The sequence below is a fragment of the Pseudomonas entomophila genome (assembly GCF_013523165.1).
GTDB classification, from domain to species: Bacteria; Pseudomonadota; Gammaproteobacteria; order Pseudomonadales; family Pseudomonadaceae; genus Aquipseudomonas; species Aquipseudomonas entomophila_A.
Genome location: NZ_JAAMQI010000012.1, coordinates 116,075 through 132,123, shown reverse-complemented (window position 1 = coordinate 132,123; position 16,049 = coordinate 116,075). Strand labels below are relative to the sequence as shown.

The 16,049-nt window shown below is 64.6% G+C and carries 17 protein-coding genes and 1 tRNA gene; 2 read left to right on the top strand and 16 right to left on the bottom strand.

Annotation, left to right across the window (positions count from 1 at the left end; translation table 11 throughout):
• Window positions 1–373: 373 nt before the first annotated feature.
• The gene (locus G7Z99_RS12020; RefSeq protein WP_181094083.1) at window positions 374–1,444 is read right to left on the bottom strand and encodes an AI-2E family transporter; all 1,071 of its coding nucleotides are present in this window, start codon (window positions 1,442–1,444) and stop codon (window positions 374–376) included.
• A 20-nt stretch (window positions 1,445–1,464) separates the two neighbouring features.
• Complete coding sequence (locus G7Z99_RS12015; RefSeq protein WP_181094081.1) at window positions 1,465–1,704, bottom strand: sulfurtransferase TusA family protein; 240 nt, start codon at window positions 1,702–1,704, stop codon at window positions 1,465–1,467.
• A 124-nt stretch (window positions 1,705–1,828) separates the two neighbouring features.
• Here G7Z99_RS12015 and G7Z99_RS12010 point away from each other — a divergent pair, with 124 nt between their 5' ends.
• A complete protein-coding gene (locus tag G7Z99_RS12010) occupies window positions 1,829–3,262 on the top strand; it encodes a M48 family metalloprotease (protein ID WP_181094079.1) in 1,434 nt (477 codons plus the stop codon).
• A gap of 129 nt (window positions 3,263–3,391) precedes the next feature.
• Here G7Z99_RS12010 and nadA read toward each other — a convergent pair whose 3' ends face one another.
• Together nadA and G7Z99_RS12000 are read right to left on the bottom strand one after the other, a co-directional pair.
• Window positions 3,392–4,450: a quinolinate synthase NadA gene (nadA, locus tag G7Z99_RS12005; RefSeq protein ID WP_181094077.1), complete on the bottom strand. Its 1,059-nt coding sequence runs from the start codon at window positions 4,448–4,450 to the stop codon at window positions 3,392–3,394.
• A gap of 225 nt (window positions 4,451–4,675) precedes the next feature.
• The gene (locus G7Z99_RS12000) at window positions 4,676–6,178 is read right to left on the bottom strand and encodes a YdgA family protein (RefSeq protein WP_181094075.1); all 1,503 of its coding nucleotides are present in this window, start codon (window positions 6,176–6,178) and stop codon (window positions 4,676–4,678) included.
• A 172-nt stretch (window positions 6,179–6,350) separates the two neighbouring features.
• On the opposite strand from G7Z99_RS12000, the gene G7Z99_RS11995 reads away from it, so the two are divergent.
• On the top strand, window positions 6,351–6,953 hold the full coding sequence (locus tag G7Z99_RS11995; protein WP_181094073.1) for a biliverdin-producing heme oxygenase: 603 nt from the start codon (window positions 6,351–6,353) through the stop codon (window positions 6,951–6,953).
• 129 nt (window positions 6,954–7,082) lie between these two features.
• Here the strand turns inward: G7Z99_RS11995 and G7Z99_RS11990 are convergent.
• The 12 genes from G7Z99_RS11990 to ruvA all read right to left on the bottom strand — a co-directional run bounded on the left by G7Z99_RS11990 (window position 7,083) and on the right by ruvA (window position 15,952).
• Window positions 7,083–7,158: transfer RNA gene (locus tag G7Z99_RS11990), tRNA-Lys, on the bottom strand.
• Window positions 7,159–7,220: 62 nt separating this feature from the next.
• Entirely contained in the window at window positions 7,221–7,895 is a 675-nt protein-coding gene (queC, locus tag G7Z99_RS11985) for a 7-cyano-7-deazaguanine synthase QueC (RefSeq protein WP_181094070.1), read from the bottom strand.
• 16 nt (window positions 7,896–7,911) lie between these two features.
• Window positions 7,912–8,559 carry a 7-carboxy-7-deazaguanine synthase QueE gene (queE, locus tag G7Z99_RS11980; RefSeq protein ID WP_181094068.1) on the bottom strand — a complete coding sequence of 216 codons (648 nt, stop codon included), beginning with the start codon at window positions 8,557–8,559 and terminating at the stop codon, window positions 7,912–7,914.
• A 158-nt stretch (window positions 8,560–8,717) separates the two neighbouring features.
• Window positions 8,718–9,527: a tol-pal system protein YbgF gene (gene ybgF / locus G7Z99_RS11975; protein WP_181094066.1), complete on the bottom strand. Its 810-nt coding sequence runs from the start codon at window positions 9,525–9,527 to the stop codon at window positions 8,718–8,720.
• Window positions 9,528–9,533: 6 nt separating this feature from the next.
• Window positions 9,534–10,043, bottom strand: coding sequence for a peptidoglycan-associated lipoprotein Pal (gene pal, locus G7Z99_RS11970; protein ID WP_060392911.1), 510 nt, complete (start codon window positions 10,041–10,043; stop codon window positions 9,534–9,536).
• 53 nt (window positions 10,044–10,096) lie between these two features.
• On the bottom strand, window positions 10,097–11,368 hold the full coding sequence (gene tolB, locus G7Z99_RS11965; protein ID WP_219854194.1) for a Tol-Pal system beta propeller repeat protein TolB: 1,272 nt from the start codon (window positions 11,366–11,368) through the stop codon (window positions 10,097–10,099).
• Window positions 11,369–11,394: 26 nt separating this feature from the next.
• Window positions 11,395–12,549: a cell envelope integrity protein TolA gene (tolA, locus tag G7Z99_RS11960; RefSeq protein WP_181094062.1), complete on the bottom strand. Its 1,155-nt coding sequence runs from the start codon at window positions 12,547–12,549 to the stop codon at window positions 11,395–11,397.
• Window positions 12,549–13,001, bottom strand: coding sequence for a protein TolR (tolR, locus tag G7Z99_RS11955; protein ID WP_181094060.1), 453 nt, complete (start codon window positions 12,999–13,001; stop codon window positions 12,549–12,551). The genes tolA and tolR overlap by 1 nt, the downstream gene beginning before the upstream one ends.
• A gap of 14 nt (window positions 13,002–13,015) precedes the next feature.
• Window positions 13,016–13,711 carry a protein TolQ gene (gene tolQ, locus G7Z99_RS11950; protein ID WP_181094058.1) on the bottom strand — a complete coding sequence of 232 codons (696 nt, stop codon included), beginning with the start codon at window positions 13,709–13,711 and terminating at the stop codon, window positions 13,016–13,018.
• A 2-nt stretch (window positions 13,712–13,713) separates the two neighbouring features.
• Window positions 13,714–14,166, bottom strand: coding sequence for a tol-pal system-associated acyl-CoA thioesterase (gene ybgC, locus G7Z99_RS11945; protein WP_181094056.1), 453 nt, complete (start codon window positions 14,164–14,166; stop codon window positions 13,714–13,716).
• 125 nt (window positions 14,167–14,291) lie between these two features.
• On the bottom strand, window positions 14,292–15,338 hold the full coding sequence (ruvB, locus tag G7Z99_RS11940) for a Holliday junction branch migration DNA helicase RuvB (RefSeq protein WP_181094054.1): 1,047 nt from the start codon (window positions 15,336–15,338) through the stop codon (window positions 14,292–14,294).
• Window positions 15,335–15,952 (bottom strand): Holliday junction branch migration protein RuvA, encoded by a 618-nt coding sequence (gene ruvA, locus G7Z99_RS11935; protein ID WP_181094052.1) that lies wholly within the window; start codon window positions 15,950–15,952, stop codon window positions 15,335–15,337. The genes ruvB and ruvA overlap by 4 nt, the downstream gene beginning before the upstream one ends.
• Window positions 15,953–16,049 lie beyond the last annotated feature (97 nt).

The window sequence follows — 16,049 nt, the reverse complement described above, 5'->3', positions numbered from 1 at the left end:
AGACCCAAGTCCTGGTCATGCTGGCCCGCAAGCTGGCTCGGGTGGTCTTTGCCCTGATCAGAAGCGGAGAGGAATATCGTCCAAAAGCCGCTTGAGTCCTTGGCAATTACCATAGAATCTCCCACAGATGACCGCGATAGCCTGCAACCCCGCAGTGGGACTACGGGTGTAGGAGCGGCCCCTGTGCCGCGATGGGCCGCAAAGCGGCCCTAAATCGATTAGCAATGAAGCTTCGGATCCTACCAGCTATCGCCCTATTCTCTGCGCGACAGCGCGGCGCCAGGGCGGCGGGCGGACTCCCACAGGTAACTGCGATGGCCTGCGACACTGTGGTGTGGCTACGGGTGTAGGAGCGCCCTCTGGCAGGACGCCGTCAGAGCAACGGCGCCACCTCCGGCTCGCGCCGTGGCCAGGCGTCGAGCACGGCCTTGAACAGGGTCGCCAGCGGGATGGCGAAGAAGATCCCCCAGAACCCCCACAACCCGCCGAACAGCAGCACCGCGCAGATGATCGCCACCGGGTGCAGGCTCACCGCCTCGGAGAACAGCAGCGGCACCAGCACGTTGCCGTCCAGCGCCTGGATGATCGCGTACACCGCCATCAGGTAGATGAACTGGTCGCCCCACCCCCACTGGAACAGCGCGATCAAGGTCACCGGCACGGTCACCACCACGGCGCCCACGTAGGGCACCACCACCGACAGGCCCACCAGCAGCGCCAGCAGCGCCGCGTAGTTGAGCCCCAGGCTGATGAAGGCGATGTAGGTGGCGATGCCACAGATCAGGATCTCGATGCCCTTGCCACGGATATAGTTGGCGATCTGGCGGTTCATCTCGTCGCCTACCCGCGTGAGCAGCGCTCGTTCGCGTGGCAGGTAGCCGCTGACCCAGCGCGCGATCAGCTCGCGGTCCTTGAGGAAAAAGAACACCAGGATCGGCACCAGCACCAGGTAGATCATGGCATTGACCAGCAGGGGCAGGCTCGACAGCGAGAAGGTCAGCGCCCACTGGCCGAACTTGCCGATCTCGCCGCGCACCGACTCGATGGCGCGCAGCACCTGCTCGTCGGACACCAGGTGCGGGTAGCGCTCCGGCAGCAGCAGCAACAGCGACTGCCACTTGCCGAGCATGCCCGGCAACTCGTTGAACAGGGTGATCAACTGATGCCAGAGCAGCGGCACCAGCACCAGCAGGAACACCGCCAGCGCACCCATGAACAGGGTGAAGACCAGCCCCACTGCCACTCCTGTCGGCACCTTCAGGCGCTCCAGGGCATTGACCAGCCCTTGCATGAGAAACGCCAGCACCATGCCGGCCAGCACAGGGGCGAGCATCCCGCCCAGGGTCAGGACGGCGGTGAAGGCCAGCAGCAGCAAGACGGCCAGCACCACGGCTTCCTCATCGGAGAAATAGCGCTGGATCCAGGTGCGAAACACGTTGAACATCGGGGTTCCTTGAAGTCGGCTCACGCCTTGCGCAGCCAGTAGGTGAACTCGCCGGCCTCGGTCGCTTCCTGCAGCAAGACATGCCCGGAAAGCTGCGCGAAGCTGCGAAAATCGCGCTGTGACCCGGCATCGGTGGCGATCACCTTGAGCACGGCGCCGCTGTCCAGGGCATTGAGCGCCATCTTCGCCCTGAGCAAGGGCAGCGGGCAGTTGAGGCCACGCGCGTCGAGTTCGGCAGCGCAGGTCAAAGGGTCGGACATGGTCGGTCTCCAGGGCGAACGGGCGGCCCTGACGCGTGGGCCAGGGGCGCCTAGGATACCGCCACTGGTCGTTGCCGTGCGAGCCGGCTACAGTAGGCCTCTTTGACCGACGCGAGCTCGCTGCATGAATCCACTGCGCCCCGCCCTGCTGACGCTGGCCTTGCTGACGACCCTGCCGGGTTATGCCGACGACCTGCCGTCACTGGGGGATGCCAGCTCCGCGATCGTCTCGCCACAGCAGGAACACCAGCTGGGCCGGGCCTGGCTCAGCCTGCTGCGCAGCCAGGTACGCCAGCTCAGTGACCCACAGCTCAAGGACTATGTGGAAACCAGCGTCTACCGCCTGGCCGAAACCAGCCAGCTGCAGGACCGGCGCCTGGAGTTCATCCTGATCGACAGCCGCGAACTCAACGCCTTCGCCGCACCGGGCGGCATCGTCGGGGTCAACGGCGGGCTGTTCCTCAATGCCCAGACCGAAGGCGAGTACGCCTCGGTCCTGGCCCACGAACTGGCGCACTTGTCGCAGCGCCACTTCGCCCGTGGCGTCGAAGCGCAGCAGCGCATGCAGATGCCGATGATGGCTGCCCTGCTCGCCGGCATCGTGCTGGCCGCTGCCGGCGGCGGCGATGCCGGGATCGCCACCATCGCCGGCACCCAGGCTGCGGCCATCCAGGAACAGCGGCGCTTCTCGCGGCAGAACGAGCAGGAAGCCGACCGCATCGGCATCCAGAACCTGGAAAAGGCCGGCTATGACCCGCGCAACATGCCGACCATGTTCGAGCGGCTCATGCGTCAGTACCGCTTCGATGGCAAGCCGCCCGAATTCCTGCTGACCCACCCGGTCACCGAATCGCGTATCGCCGACACCCGCAACCGTGCCGAACAGGCGCCCAAGGGCGGCGTCGAGGACAGCCTGCGCTACCAGCTGATCCGCGCGCGCGTGGCGCTCACCTACGAAGGCACGCCGGGGTTGGCAGCCAAGCGCTTCCGCGCCCAGCTCGACGAGAACCCCAACCTGGATGCCGCGCGTTACGGCCTGGCCCTGGCGCAGATCCAGGGCGGCCAGCTCAACGAGGCACGGGCATCGCTCAAGCCCTTGCTGGCCAAGGCGCCTGACGACATCACCTACAACCTGGCGCAGATCGAACTGGACATCACCAACAATCGTCTCGATGACGCCCTGCAGCGCATCGAACGGCTGCGCACCTCCTACCCAGGCAACTACCCGCTCAAGCAGGCCCGTGCCGACCTGCTGGTCAAGCTCAAGCGTCCGGCCGAGGCAGAGAAGGTGCTTGAGGACCTGCTCAAGAGCCGCTCGGACGACCCGGACGTCTGGTACGACATGGCTGAGGTGCGGGGCTTGTCGGGCAACACCATCGGCCTGCACCAGGCGCGGGCCGAATACTTCGCGCTGGTGGGGGACTTCGATCAGGCGATCCAGCAGCTCGACTTCGCCAAGCGCCGGGCGGGCGACAACTTCCAGCTGGCCTCGCGGATCGATGCGCGCCAGCGCGAAATGCTGGACCAGGAGCGGATGGTCAAGGACATGATGCGCTGAGGGCGAGCAGCCCTGCGCAGGTCACGGGCGCGCTGATGCCACGGCCCGCCGCCCCTGCGGCATCACCCCTTCCGAGCGCCTTTCCCCTTACCTGAACAGCACGTCTTGAGGAACCGACCCCATGCCGCCTCAGGCGTTGCCCGCCACCCGCATGCGCGCCGCCTGGGTGAAGTCCAGCATGCGCTTGAGCGGCTTGATCGCCCGAGGCACGAGGGCCGGATCGACGACGATCTCGTTGCTGCCCTGGCGCAGGCAGTCCAGCGTTCGCTCCAGGGTGTTCATCGCCATCCACGGGCAGTGCGCGCAACTGCGACAGGCTGCACCGTTACCGGCGGTGGGCGCCTCGATGAAGACCTTGTCCGGGCACAGCTGCTGCATCTTGTAGAAGATGCCTCGATCGGTGGCTACGATGAAGGTACGGTGCGGCAGGCGCTGCGCGGCGGCGATCAGCTGGCTGGTGGAGCCCACGGCATCGGCCAGGTCGATCACCGACTCGGGCGACTCCGGGTGCACCAGGATCGCGGCCTCCGGATACAACGCCTTCATGTCGGCCAACTGACGCGACTTGAATTCCTCGTGCACGATGCAGGCACCGTCCCACATCAGCATGTCGGCGCCGGTCTGTTTCTGGATGTAGCGCCCCAGGTGCTGGTCCGGCCCCCAGAGAATGGTCTCGCCGTTGTCCATCAGGCTTTCAACGATCTCCAGCGCGCAACTGGAGGTCACCACCCAGTCGGCACGCGCCTTCACCGCCGCCGAGGTGTTGGCGTACACCACCACGGTGCGCTCGGAGTGCTGGTCGCAGAAGGCCGAGAACACCTCCACCGGGCACCCCAGGTCGAGCGAACAGGTCGCCTCCAGGGTCGGCATCAGCACGCGCTTTTCCGGATTGAGGATCTTCGCCGTCTCGCCCATGAAACGCACGCCGGCCACCACCACGGTACTGGCCGCATGCTGGTTGCCGAAGCGGGCCATCTCCAGCGAGTCGGAGACGCAGCCACCGGTCTCTTCGGCCAGGGCCTGGATCACCGGATCACAGTAGAAATGCGCCACCAGCACGGCGTCGCGCGCCTTGAGTTCGGCGGCGATGGCCTGGCGGTAGTCGGCCTCCTGCTCGGGCGTGAGCGGGACGGGCTGCTTGGCGTCAAGGTGGGCTTGAACCAACAGGCGTTCGGAAATCTGAGTCATGATCGCGGGACCCTGAGCGCATGCACGCGCGTCAATCGAGTGTACTGCCGGGCCCTGGCAGATCGGCCAAGGGGTGCTGGACGGTCACGGCGACCTTCGCGGCCCCTCTGCGGGCACGGGTTATTATGGCCGCCGAAGGCTACAGCCAATCGCAGTCGGGCAAAAGCGTTTTTTACAGGGCAACCCCCCAGGCGACGGGCGTCACCCAGGGGCTCGGCGCAGGCTTCAGCCGCGCGGTGCCAGCATGCCCAGGCGGGCCTGCAGGAAGGCAGCGAACTGCTCGACGGTCATCTTCTGGCCATTGAACTCGACCGCGCCATTGGCGTATTCGAAGCTGGCCAGCACGTCGTCGCCCTGTGCGGTCGCCAGGCCACTCTGCACGGCCATGACACCGACCATCTCGCCGGCCTGGTTGGACTGCAGGGCGATGGTCTGCGGGTCGGCCTGGCCTTCGAGCAGGCCCTGGAAGGCCACCAGGTCGGCGATCATCGGCTTGGACAGCACCAGCTTGCCGTGCACCGTGCTGACGATCTCGCGCGCCAGCTGATCGTTGGGCACGTCGAAGGACGCCGGGTCGCTCAGCTCGGTCTTGAGCACCAGGCGGCTTTCACCGCGCGCGGTCTTGAACGACAATTGCTCCAGGGCGATCTGCGGCTTGGCCGACAAGGCCTTGTGCAGGTCGGCATGGACCTTGGGCTTGTCCTGAGGCGACAAGGTCGGCACGAATTGGCGCCCTTCGGCCGCGGCCTGCTGCATCTCGGGCAGGAACTGCTGGTACCACTCGCTTAGCGATTGCAGCGCCGGCACGTCCAGCGACTTGAAACTCATGACCATGGCAGCGCTGCCCAGCGCGCGGCCGTCATAGCTGATCTCGCCGGTCTTGTATTCCACGCTGCCGCCCAGGTGTTCTTCACCCTCGGCGGTATAGACGTTGTTCTGCTCGACACCCTTGAACAGCAGCGTCTTCTGCTCGGGCCCGAAGACCATGCGCATTTCGTCCACACTCATGTCGACGTGGCCGAAGAAGAAGTCGGCCTTGTTCTTGCGCTCCAGCTCGCCACCGAGCTTCATGCCGTCGAACTGGAACTTCACGGGCAATTGCTCGGGCACCACCACGGTCATCTGCAACTGCTGGGCGTCACCATGGAGCTTGGCCTTGCTGCCTTCGCGGTCACCGTCGACCGACAGCTTCAGGCCCGAGAACGCCACGGCGCTGCCGTCGTCACCGGTGAACTTGACCGGCAATGCCTCCAGCTCGGTCTTCACGCCGCCTGCGTAGCCCAGCGCGGTGTGGGCCTTGAGGGGCGTCTTGCCGCCTGCGGCATCGAACCATGGCTGCGTCTGTTCGGAACGCTCAAGTTCGCTGTTGCTGGCGGCCATCACTGGCAACAATTGCAGGCGCTTGACCCGCGACCAGGGGAACGGGCCGTGTTCGATGCGATCGACGACGCCGACCTCCAGGTTCAGCGGCTCGGCACCCAGGCTGACGTTGCGGGCGACCAGACGGTAGTGCGCGACGCTGCTGAACCAGTGGCGCTCCAGCGAGGCCAGCTCGAGCGTCACGGTGCCACCGGTGCCGACCACGGCCTTGCTCAGTTCGTGGTTGCCCTGCTCCACGGCGCGCTGGAGTTCGGCGGGGAGTCGCTCGCCGGTGTACCAGGCGCCTGCGGTGGTGGCCACGGCGATGGCGACGACCAGGCCGGAAAGAATACCTACAGATTTCTTCATGAAATGAACCGATTGCTGTCCTTGGGGAACGCGCGGCACCTGCGCCGCGCACGGGGTGCCCAAGGATACCACCTTGCGCCGTCTTACCAATCGGCGGTTGGGCAAGGCCAGTGTTGTGTCGGCACGGGCGTGGCTGCATCATGACCCTTTACTTCGAGACGACAGGCTTTTCATGCACGCACCCGCCCCTTCCCCGTCGGCGCCAGGACGCTGCAAGCGCCTCAAAACGGTCAGCAGCAGCGATCATGACACCGTCGACCAGCTGGTGATGTCGGTACGGCCTTTCGAAGATCGCGAACGCTACGTGCGCTTTCTGACCGTGCAGCACCGTTTTCACGGCAGCCTGCAGGCGCTGTACCACGACCCTTCGCTCAATCGGCGCCTGCCGGGCCTGGACCTGCTGTCGCGCTTCGACGCCGTGCAGCAGGACCTTCGCGACCTGGGCGTGGCGGTACCGCCAGCCCCCGCACCGGTCGAGGCCACGTTCGCCCAGGCGCTGGGCTGGTTGTACTGCAGCGAGGGATCGAACCTGGGTGCGGCGTTCCTGTTCAAGCAGACCCAACGCCTGGGCCTGGACGCCGAGCGAGGCGCCCGGCATCTGGCGCCGCACCCTGACGGGCGTGCGCTGCATTGGCGTGAATTCGTCGCGGGCGTGGATGGCCTGGCCCTCAGCGAGGCGCAAGAGGCGCACGCCATCGAAGGGGCCATCGCGGCCTTCGACAGTTACCGCCGCCACGTGCGTGAGGTGTTCGAGCTGGAGGCCACCCCGGCCTGAGCCCGGGCGCCGTGCCTGGCTTGGACCGTGCAGCACCGGGTGGTACGCACGGCACCGCTCGGGCGAGCAGGGCCTGAAACGGAAAAAGCCCGCCTCCAGGACTGGACGCGGGCTTTTTCGTGCTGCATATGGTGGGTCGTGTAGGATTCGAACCTACGACCAATTGGTTAAAAGCCAACTGCTCTACCAACTGAGCTAACGACCCGTTGGATGGCGCGTATAATACTGATTTCTAACGGGAAATCAATACCCTGCGCGCACATTTTTTCAGAAATAGCGGGTCGGGTCGGCGACACCGGCGTTTCTGAAGCCGTCCGCCCGCAGTCGGCAGCTGTCGCACTTGCCACAGGCACGCCCATCGGCATCGGCCTGGTAGCAGGATACCGTCAGGCTGTAGTCGACACCGCGTGCCAGCCCGACCTGGACGATCTGCGCCTTGCTCATGTTCTGCAACGGCGCCTGGATGCGGAACCCCTGCCCTTCCACACCGGCCTTGGTCGCCAGGTTAGCCAGGCGCTCGAAGGCCTCGACGAACTCGGGCCGGCAATCGGGATAGCCGGAGTAGTCCACGGCGTTGACGCCGATGAAGATGTCCTGCGCCTCGAGCACCTCGGCCCACCCCAGCGCCAGGGACAGGAACACGGTATTGCGCGCCGGCACATACGTGACGGGGATGCCCTCTGCGGGTGTTTCCGGCACATCGATGGTGCTGTCGGTCAAGGCAGAACCGCCGATGCCATCGAGGCTCAGGCCAATCACCTTGTGCTCGACGACCCCCAGGTCGCGGGCGACCCGGGCCGCGGCCTGCAGCTCGGCACGATGGCGCTGGCCGTAGTCGAAGCTCATGGTGTAGCAGCGGTACCCTTCGGCCTGAGCCATGGCCACCACGGTTGCCGAATCGAGCCCGCCGGACAGCAGGATGACTGCGCGTTTTTCTGTCATGGGATGTCCTCTTGGGTCAGCGGCCCGGTTCGTCGTTCCACAGCAGCTTGTGCAACTGCAGCTGGAAACGGACCGGCAGGTTGTCGGCGACGATCCAGTCCGCCAGGTCGGTGGCGCTGACCTGGCCGTGGCTCGGCGAGAACAGCACTTCGCCGGCCCGTTGCGCCAGGTCGTGCTGGATCAGCCGAGACACCGCCCAGTCATAGTCTTCGCGTGAGCAGATGACGAACTTGACCTGGTCGTTGCGGGTCAGGTGCTCGATGTTCTCGTAGCGGTTGCGATGGGCTTCCAGCGAGCCTGGGGTCTTCAGGTCGACGACACGGCTGACGCGGGGATCCACCTGGGAGATGTCCAGCGCGCCGCTGGTTTCCAGCGACACCTCGTAGCCGGCGTCGCACAAGCGCTGCATCAAGGGCAACGCATTGGGCTGGGCCAGGGGTTCGCCACCGGTGACGCAGACGTAGCGCGGACGGAAACCGGCGACCTGCTCGACGAGGTCATCGAGGGTACGCTGCGTGCCGCCGGTGAAGGCATAGGCACTGTCGCAGTACTGGCAGCGCAACGGGCAACCGGTCAGGCGAACGAAAACGGTCGGCAGGCCGGCCGTTCTGGTTTCACCCTGGAGTGAATAGAACACTTCGGTGATGCGTAATGTGTCTTGCATGATCGCCATGGGCTGGCCAGCTGAACAGGCTGACCGCCTCCGTCAGGCACTGGCGCGGACTCGACAGGGCGTTATCCGCGACAGCGTAGGTGAAAAAAGGGTGGGAATTCTAACGGAAAAACCCGCGACGGGCGCGGGTTTCTCACGAACGGCATGAGTCAGAGCTTTTGCAGGTCACGCTGCGCAAGTTGCGCAGCCGATGTCCCTGGGTACTGGCTGATCACCTGCTGGAGGATACCCTTGACCTTGTCGGTATGCCCCATGCGACGCTCCACGTCGGCCAGCTTGTAGAGCGAATCCGGCACCTTGCTGTGCTTGGGATACGCCTGGCTCACCTTGGCGAAGGCCTGGCTGGCGCTGGGCAGGTCGCCCTTGGCCAGGTTCACCTCACCCAACCAGTACTGCGCGTTGCCGGCGTACTGACTGTTGGGGTACTTGCGCAGAAACGCATTGAACGCCTGGCTGGCCTTTTCGAAATCCTTGGCCTTGATCAGGTCGAAGGCAGCGTCGTAGTACAGCTTTTCCTTGGCCGGATCACCGGGTTCGCTGCTGCCAGCGGCAGGCGCTGCAGCGTTCGAAGCGGTCGTGCCGGCAGCAGCGCTGCCAGCGGAATTCTCGGGTGTTGCAGTGGGGGCCGGAGCGCTGCTGAGGCGACGATCCAGGTCCTGGTAACGTTCCAGGCCTTCCTGTTTCATGCGCGCCACATCGTTTTGCAGCTCTTCGATGATGCCCTGTTGCCTTGAAATCTGGTCCTGCATTTGTTGCAACTGCATGAACAGTTGACCCTGTGCCGAAGGCGGGGTCGAAACCCCACCCCCGGCATAGGCGCCGTTCGTGCCGTAACCTGCTGGCGGATAGCTGCTGGAGCCACCACTGCCGGCATTGTCATTGATGACAGGGACCGCAGCCCAGGCCGCGAGCGGCAGGCTGAGGGCGAGGACGGTTACAACACGACGGCCGATGCGCATGACGAATTACTTACGCAGTTCGACGCGACGGTTCTGAGCCCAGGACTGCTCGTCGTTACCGGTTGCTACTGGACGCTCTTCGCCGTAGGAAACCAGTTCCAGCTGAGCAGGGGAAACGCCCTGCAGAACCAGGTAGCGCTGAACGGCCTTGGCACGACGCTCGCCCAGAGCCATGTTGTACTCACGGGTACCGCGCTCGTCGGTGTTGCCTTCCAGAACGACACGGTTGCCGTTGGCTTTCAGGTCCTTGGCGTGAACGTCCAGAGCGCGCATGGCTTCTGGCTTCAGGTCGGAGCTGTCGTATTCGAAGTAGAAGGTGGTGATAGCGCGCAGAGCGGCTTCTTCGCTCAGGCTGCCATCGACGGCACCGCTGTTGGAGCCGGAGCTGTAACCCGCGTTAGGGTCTACCGCGCCCGAACCTTCACCTGCATTGTCACCGCCCTTGGAGGAGCAACCTACAGCCACAGCCATGGCCAGAGCCAGCGCAGCGAATTTACCAAACTTCAGCATTTCCATCGTGAAACTCCTAATGAAACCCCAGTGTGTTAAGCAAAGTTATTACGCCGCAATCAGTTCAGGTAGGGGGACCAGGACGGTTCTCTGACTTCGCCTTGAGCGGTAGGAAGCGGGAGCCTCACGCGTCCGTTGAGAGAGACGAGCATCAAGACTCCCCGGCCCTGCTGGCGGGTGGCGTAGATTAGCATGGTGCCGTTGGGTGCAACAGTAGGCGATTCATCAAGACTGGTGTCGGAGAGAATCTTTACACTTCCCCGTTGCAAGTCTTGTGCAGCCACTTTGAAGTTGGTGAACCCTTGTTGGCGATGAATCATCACCAGCGTCTTTTCATCGGCCGAGAGTTTCGGGTTGGCGTTGTAGTTGCCCACGAAGGTCACGCGCTCGGCACCACCGCCGTTCACACCGGTCTTGTAGATCTGCGGCTTGCCGCCACGGTCGGAGGTGAAGTAAAGGGTGTTGCCATCCTTGCCCCAGAACGGTTCGGTGTTGATGCCAGGGCCAGCCGTGACGCGGCTGATCTGACGCGAACCCATGTTCATCACGTAGATGTCCGGGTTGCCGTCCTTGGACAGCACGAAGGCCAGGCGCGAGCCATCCGGCGACCAGGCCGGCGCCCCGTTGAGGCCCTCGAAGTTGGTGATCTGCTCACGACGACCCGTGTCGATGTGCTGAACGAAGATGCGCGGGCGGCGCTGCTCGAACGACACGTAGGCGATACGCTTGCCATCGGGCGCGAAGCGCGGCGACAGGATCGGTTCACGGGATTGCAGCAGGGTCACGGCGCGCGCACCGTCGTAGTCCGAACGCTGCAGGGTGTAGCGGGTGTTGTCGGTGGAGAAACGCTCGGCGGTGACGTACAGCAGGCGCGTCGAGAACGCGCCCTTGATGCCGGTAAGTTTTTCGAACGACTGGTCGGCGATGTAGTGCGACATGTCGCGCAGCTGATCGACGGTGCCCGACACGCTGCCGGTCATGACCTGCTGCTCGGTGGCCACGTTGAACAGTGCGTACTGCACCTGCAGGCGACCGCCGGCCGGCGTGATGCTGCCGACCATCACGTATTGCGCGCCCAGGGCCTTCCAGTCGCGGAAGATGACTTCGCTGGCCTGGCTCGGCTGGCTGATCATGTTCTGCCGAGGGATCGGCGAGTAGTAACCCGAGTTGCGCAGGTCGGTCCCGATGATGTCGGCCATGTCCTCGGGCAGCACGCTGCCGCCCTGCAGACCGAAGGGCACCACGGCGATGGGCGTGGCCCGGTCGCTGCCACTGGTGACCAGGATGTTCTTTTCTTCTGCCAGGGCCAGACCTGCGAAACAGCAGACCATCACCAGCAATCCTCTGAGCACTTTAATCACAACGCGAGATCCTCAGGTGTAAATGTCATCTTGAATGAGCGGTACGGGTTGAAATCGTTAGGTTTCAGCCCTTGCATCTCGGTCAAGCGTCCAATGTTCTTCACCGCTGCCACTGCCGAGCTGTCGAACGGCCCATCGCCACTGGAGCGTGCCACGCTCACGTTGGTGACGGTGCCATCGGGCAGCATGTTGATCTGCAGCACCACGGCCATGCCCTTGCGTGCCGAAGGCGGACGAGCCCACCCTTCGGAAGCGCGCATGCGGATCAGGTCGTCGAAATCGCCGGCCACCTGGTCACCACGCTCGTCGGCCAGCGCCTGCTGACGCTCGGTGCTGTCGGACAGAAGTTCGGCCAGGGCCTGAGCCTTCTTGTCTTCCGCTGCCTTGCGCGCCGCCTCCTGGGCCTTTTTCTTCTGGGCGTCCGCGGTGGCCTTCTGCTTGGCCTCCTCGGCAGCCTTCTTCTTCGCCTCGTCGGCCGCCGCTTTCTTCTTGGCGTCCTCGGCGGCTTTTTTCTTCGCGTCTTCGGCCGCCTTTTTCTTGGCGTCTTCAGCCGCTTGCTTCTTGGCCTCCTCGGCCGCCTGCTTCTTGGCGTCCTCGGCCTGCTTCTTGGCCTCTTCGTCCGCCTTCTTCTTGGCCTCGTCCTCAGCCTTCTTCTTGGCGATGTCGGCCTGCTGTTTTTCCGCGGCCTTCTTGGCCTCGTCGGCTTTCTTCGCCTCGGCAGCCTTCGCTGCCTCCGCCTTCTTGGCCTCGGCTGCTTTCGCGGCCTCTGCGGTCTTGGCGGCGTCTTCGGCCTTCTTGGCTTCGGCGGCCTCGCGCGCGGCTTCGGCCTTTTGAGCGGCCTCGGCTTTCTTTTGTTCCGCAGCCTTCACCGCCTGCTGCTCGACCTTCTTCTGCTCGAGCTGCTCGACTTCGGTCTGGCGTGCGGCGGTCTTCTTGGCCTCTCCCGCGATCTTCTGGTTGGTCTGGGTGGTCGCCTGGCTCTTGGACTTGAGCTGATAGAGCGTAGCCTGAACGATCGGTTTCGACGGCGGCAATTCCGGCGTCATGGCGAAACTGACGAACAGCAGGCCGAACACCAGCACGTGCAGGCCGACGGCGCAGACCGTGGGCCAGAAGTAGCTCTCCGAGGCGGATGGCTCTCGCTGCTGCATCAGGGCGCCTCGGTGATCAGGCCAACGTTACCGACACCGGCCTGCTGCAAACCGCCCATCGCGCCCATGACGGCGCCGTAGTCGACCGCCTTGTCGCCGCGGATGAAGACCTGGGTCTGCTTGCCCTGGTCGCGCCCGGCCGCGATGATCTTGGTCACGGCACTGGTCATGTCCGGCAAGGTCATGGCCTTGTCCATCTGCTTGTCGGTGTCGACCTCGCTGCCGAGGTTCCAGTAGTAGGTCTTGTCGGCCTTGATCGAGATGGTGAGGATCTGCACGTTGTTGTCCTGAGGCAACGCCTCGCTGGACACCTTGGGCAGGTCGACTTTCACGCCCTGGTTGAGCATGGGAGCGGTCACCATGAAGATGACCAGCAGCACCAGCATCACGTCGATGTAAGGCACCACGTTCATCTCGGCGACTGGCTTGCGTTTCTGGCGAACTCGGGCCATGGGCTTCTACCTGCTCACTCTTCGCTGGTGTGCACTTTACGGTGCAGGATTGCCTGGAACTCGTCGGCGAACGTGTAGTAACGACCGATCAGCACTTCGCTGCGCGCCGCGAAACGGTTGTAGGCGATGACCGCGGGGATGGCGGCGAACAGGCCGATCGCGGTGGCCACCAGGGCCTCGGCGATGCCCGGTGCCACGGTGGCCAGGGTCGCCTGCTGGGCGCTGGCCAGGCCGCGGAACGAGTTCATGATGCCCCAGACGGTGCCGAACAGACCGATGTACGGGCTGGTGGAACCGACGGTGGCCAGGAACGGCAGGCCTTGCTCGAGCTTTTCTTCCTCGCGGGAGATGGCCACGCGCATGGCACGGCCCACGCCTTCCATCACCGCGTCAGGATCGACGCCCGGCTGCTGACGCAGGCGCGAGAACTCCTTGAAGCCTGCGCGGAACACTTGCTCCACGCCCGAGTCCGGGTCCGGATTGCTGCCGGCCTGACGGTACAGCTTGGACAGGTCGATACCCGACCAGAAGCGTTCCTCGAAGGCATCCAGCGCACGACGACCGGCACGCAGCATGGTGCTGCGCTGAAAGATCATGACCCACGAGGTCACCGATGCGGCCACCAGGGTCAGCATCACCAGCTGTACGACAACGCTGGCATTACTGACCAGGCTCCACATGGAGGTATGGTCGACGACGTTAGCTTCCACGCTTAATCTCCTGCGTTCGATTGAGTACCCGGGCCGCTCGCCATGAAAGCGTCGCGCAGTTCAGGAGGAAGGGCCCGGGGTTTGAATGTATCGGCACGTACGGCGGCCACCAGCGCTTGCCCTTCGCAGAGCAACTGCCCATCCGCCTCGCGCCAGACCTGCTGCACGAAGCGCAGGCTGGCACGGTTGATCTCCTGCACCTGGGCGGTCACCCGCAGGGCGTCGTCCAGGCGTGCGGGCGCGTGGTAGCGTGCCTGGCTGGAGTGAACGACGAACAACAGGTTCGAAGCGGCAAGCGCGGACTGGGAGAACCCCAGCTGGCGAAGCCATTCGGTGCGTGCACGCTCCATGAACTTGAGGTAATTGACGTAATACACCACGCCGCCCGCATCGGTGTCCTCGTAGTACACGCGACACCGGTGTGCGAACGGTTCCAGCTCATTTTGCGCGCGCATACTCTAGTGCTTACTCCTCGACTTGCCAATCCGCCCGGGCAACTGTTTTTTCACGCACCGATCCGTCGCGGGAGCGGCCTGTCGCCACGCCAGCGGTAGGACCGCAAAAAGCCGGTTTCGATCGGTCATCCGTCGCTCGGCTCGGAAAATGTCCGGGGGTCCTCGAGCCGTCCGGGAATGTTCAGACCGAAGTGCAGATAGGCGTGCCGCGTGACGACACGGCCGCGCGGTGTGCGCATGATGTAGCCCTGCTGGATCAGGTACGGCTCGAGCACGTCCTCGATGGTGTGGCGCTCTTCGCTGATGGCCGCGGCGAGGTTGTCCACCCCGACCGGCCCGCCGTCGAACTTCTCGATCATGGTCAGCAGCAGACGCCGGTCGGAGTGATCGAAGCCGCGCTCGTCGACATCGAGCAGGTTCAACGCCATGTCCGCGACCGCCTTGGTGATCTCGCCCTTGCCGCGCACCTCGGCGTAGTCACGCACACGTCGCAGCAGGCGGTTGGCGATACGCGGCGTGCCACGTGCGCGACGTGCGATCTCGTAGGCGCCCTGCTCTTCGATGACCAGGCCCAGAATGCCCGCCGAACGGGCGACAATGGTCGCCAGGTCCTGGTTGCCGTAGAACTCCAGCCGCTGGACGATCCCGAAGCGGTCGCGCAAGGGGTTGGTCAGCATGCCGGCACGGGTGGTCGCGCCCACGAGGGTGAACGGCGGCAGGTCGAGCTTGATCGAGCGCGCTGCCGGGCCTTCGCCGATCATGATGTCGAGCTGAAAGTCCTCCATCGCCGGGTACAGCACTTCCTCGACCACGGGCGACAACCGATGGATCTCGTCGATGAACAGCACGTCGTGCGGCTCGAGGTTGGTCAGCATGGCGGCCAGGTCGCCCGGCCGCTCCAGGATCGGCCCGGAGGTACTCTTGACCGAGACGCCCATCTCGTTGGCGATGATGTTGGCCAGGGTGGTCTTGCCCAGCCCTGGCGGGCCGAAGATCAGCGTATGGTCGAGCGATTCGTTGCGCCCACGGGCGGCCTGGATGAACAGCCCCATCTGGTCACGCACCACCGGCTGACCGATATAGTCCTCCAGGCGCAGCGGGCGAATGGCCCGGTCCTGCACTTCTTCGCGATCGCGCCCGCTGGCGGCGATCAGTCGGTCGGCTTCGATCACTTGACGATCATCCCCTTGAGGCTACGACGAATGAGTTCTTCGCTGGTCATGCCCGCCTTGCCGTCGATGGCGGCGATGGCCTTGCTGGCCTCCTGTGGCTTGTAGCCCAGCGACACCAGCGCACTGATGGCGTCGGCCTCGGCGCTCGGCGCCGTGCTCGCCGGCAACGGCCCGTCGGAGACCAGGGTGAACATCGCCGGCGAGGTGGCCCAGGCCTTGAAGCGGTCCTTGAGCTCGACCAGCAGGCGCTCGGCGGTCTTCTTGCCGACGCCCGGAACGCGTACCAGCACGGTGGCATCCTGGGCCTGCACGCAGCGCACCAGCTCGTCGGCTTCCAGGCCGGACATCAGCGCCAGGGCCAGTTTGGGGCCGACGCCGTTGAGCCGGATCAGCTCGCGGAACAGCTCGCGCTCGCGCTTCTCGAAAAAGCCGTACAGCAGGTGGGCGTCCTCGCGCACCACCAGGTGGGTGTGCAGGGTCACCGTCTCGCCGAGCTTGGGCAAGCGGTACAGCGTGGTCATCGGCACTTCCAGCTCGTAACCCAGGCCGTTGATGTCGACAATCAGGTGCGGCGGCTGTTTTTCCGCCAGGGTGCCGCGCAAACGTCCAATCACGTTTCGATCCTTTTAACGGGCGCTCGACCGGAGACCGAGCCACCCTATCAGCAAATGGGCCGCACGGACGCGCCGCACGGCCAAAAGATGTATCAGG

Coding starts and splice junctions, on each gene's coding strand:
- G7Z99_RS12020 (WP_181094083.1), bottom strand. CDS start 1,444: ATGTTCAACGTGTTTCGCACCTGGATCCAGCGCTATTTCTCCGATGAG.
- G7Z99_RS12015 (WP_181094081.1), bottom strand. CDS start 1,704: ATGTCCGACCCTTTGACCTGCGCTGCCGAACTCGACGCGCGTGGCCTC.
- G7Z99_RS12010 (WP_181094079.1), top strand. CDS start 1,829: ATGAATCCACTGCGCCCCGCCCTGCTGACGCTGGCCTTGCTGACGACC.
- nadA (WP_181094077.1), bottom strand. CDS start 4,450: ATGACTCAGATTTCCGAACGCCTGTTGGTTCAAGCCCACCTTGACGCC.
- G7Z99_RS12000 (WP_181094075.1), bottom strand. CDS start 6,178: ATGAAGAAATCTGTAGGTATTCTTTCCGGCCTGGTCGTCGCCATCGCC.
- G7Z99_RS11995 (WP_181094073.1), top strand. CDS start 6,351: ATGCACGCACCCGCCCCTTCCCCGTCGGCGCCAGGACGCTGCAAGCGC.
- queC (WP_181094070.1), bottom strand. CDS start 7,895: ATGACAGAAAAACGCGCAGTCATCCTGCTGTCCGGCGGGCTCGATTCG.
- queE (WP_181094068.1), bottom strand. CDS start 8,559: ATGCAAGACACATTACGCATCACCGAAGTGTTCTATTCACTCCAGGGT.
- ybgF (WP_181094066.1), bottom strand. CDS start 9,527: ATGCGCATCGGCCGTCGTGTTGTAACCGTCCTCGCCCTCAGCCTGCCG.
- pal (WP_060392911.1), bottom strand. CDS start 10,043: ATGGAAATGCTGAAGTTTGGTAAATTCGCTGCGCTGGCTCTGGCCATG.
- tolB (WP_219854194.1), bottom strand. CDS start 11,368: ATGGTCTGCTGTTTCGCAGGTCTGGCCCTGGCAGAAGAAAAGAACATC.
- tolA (WP_181094062.1), bottom strand. CDS start 12,549: ATGCAGCAGCGAGAGCCATCCGCCTCGGAGAGCTACTTCTGGCCCACG.
- tolR (WP_181094060.1), bottom strand. CDS start 13,001: ATGGCCCGAGTTCGCCAGAAACGCAAGCCAGTCGCCGAGATGAACGTG.
- ybgC (WP_181094056.1), bottom strand. CDS start 14,166: ATGCGCGCGCAAAATGAGCTGGAACCGTTCGCACACCGGTGTCGCGTG.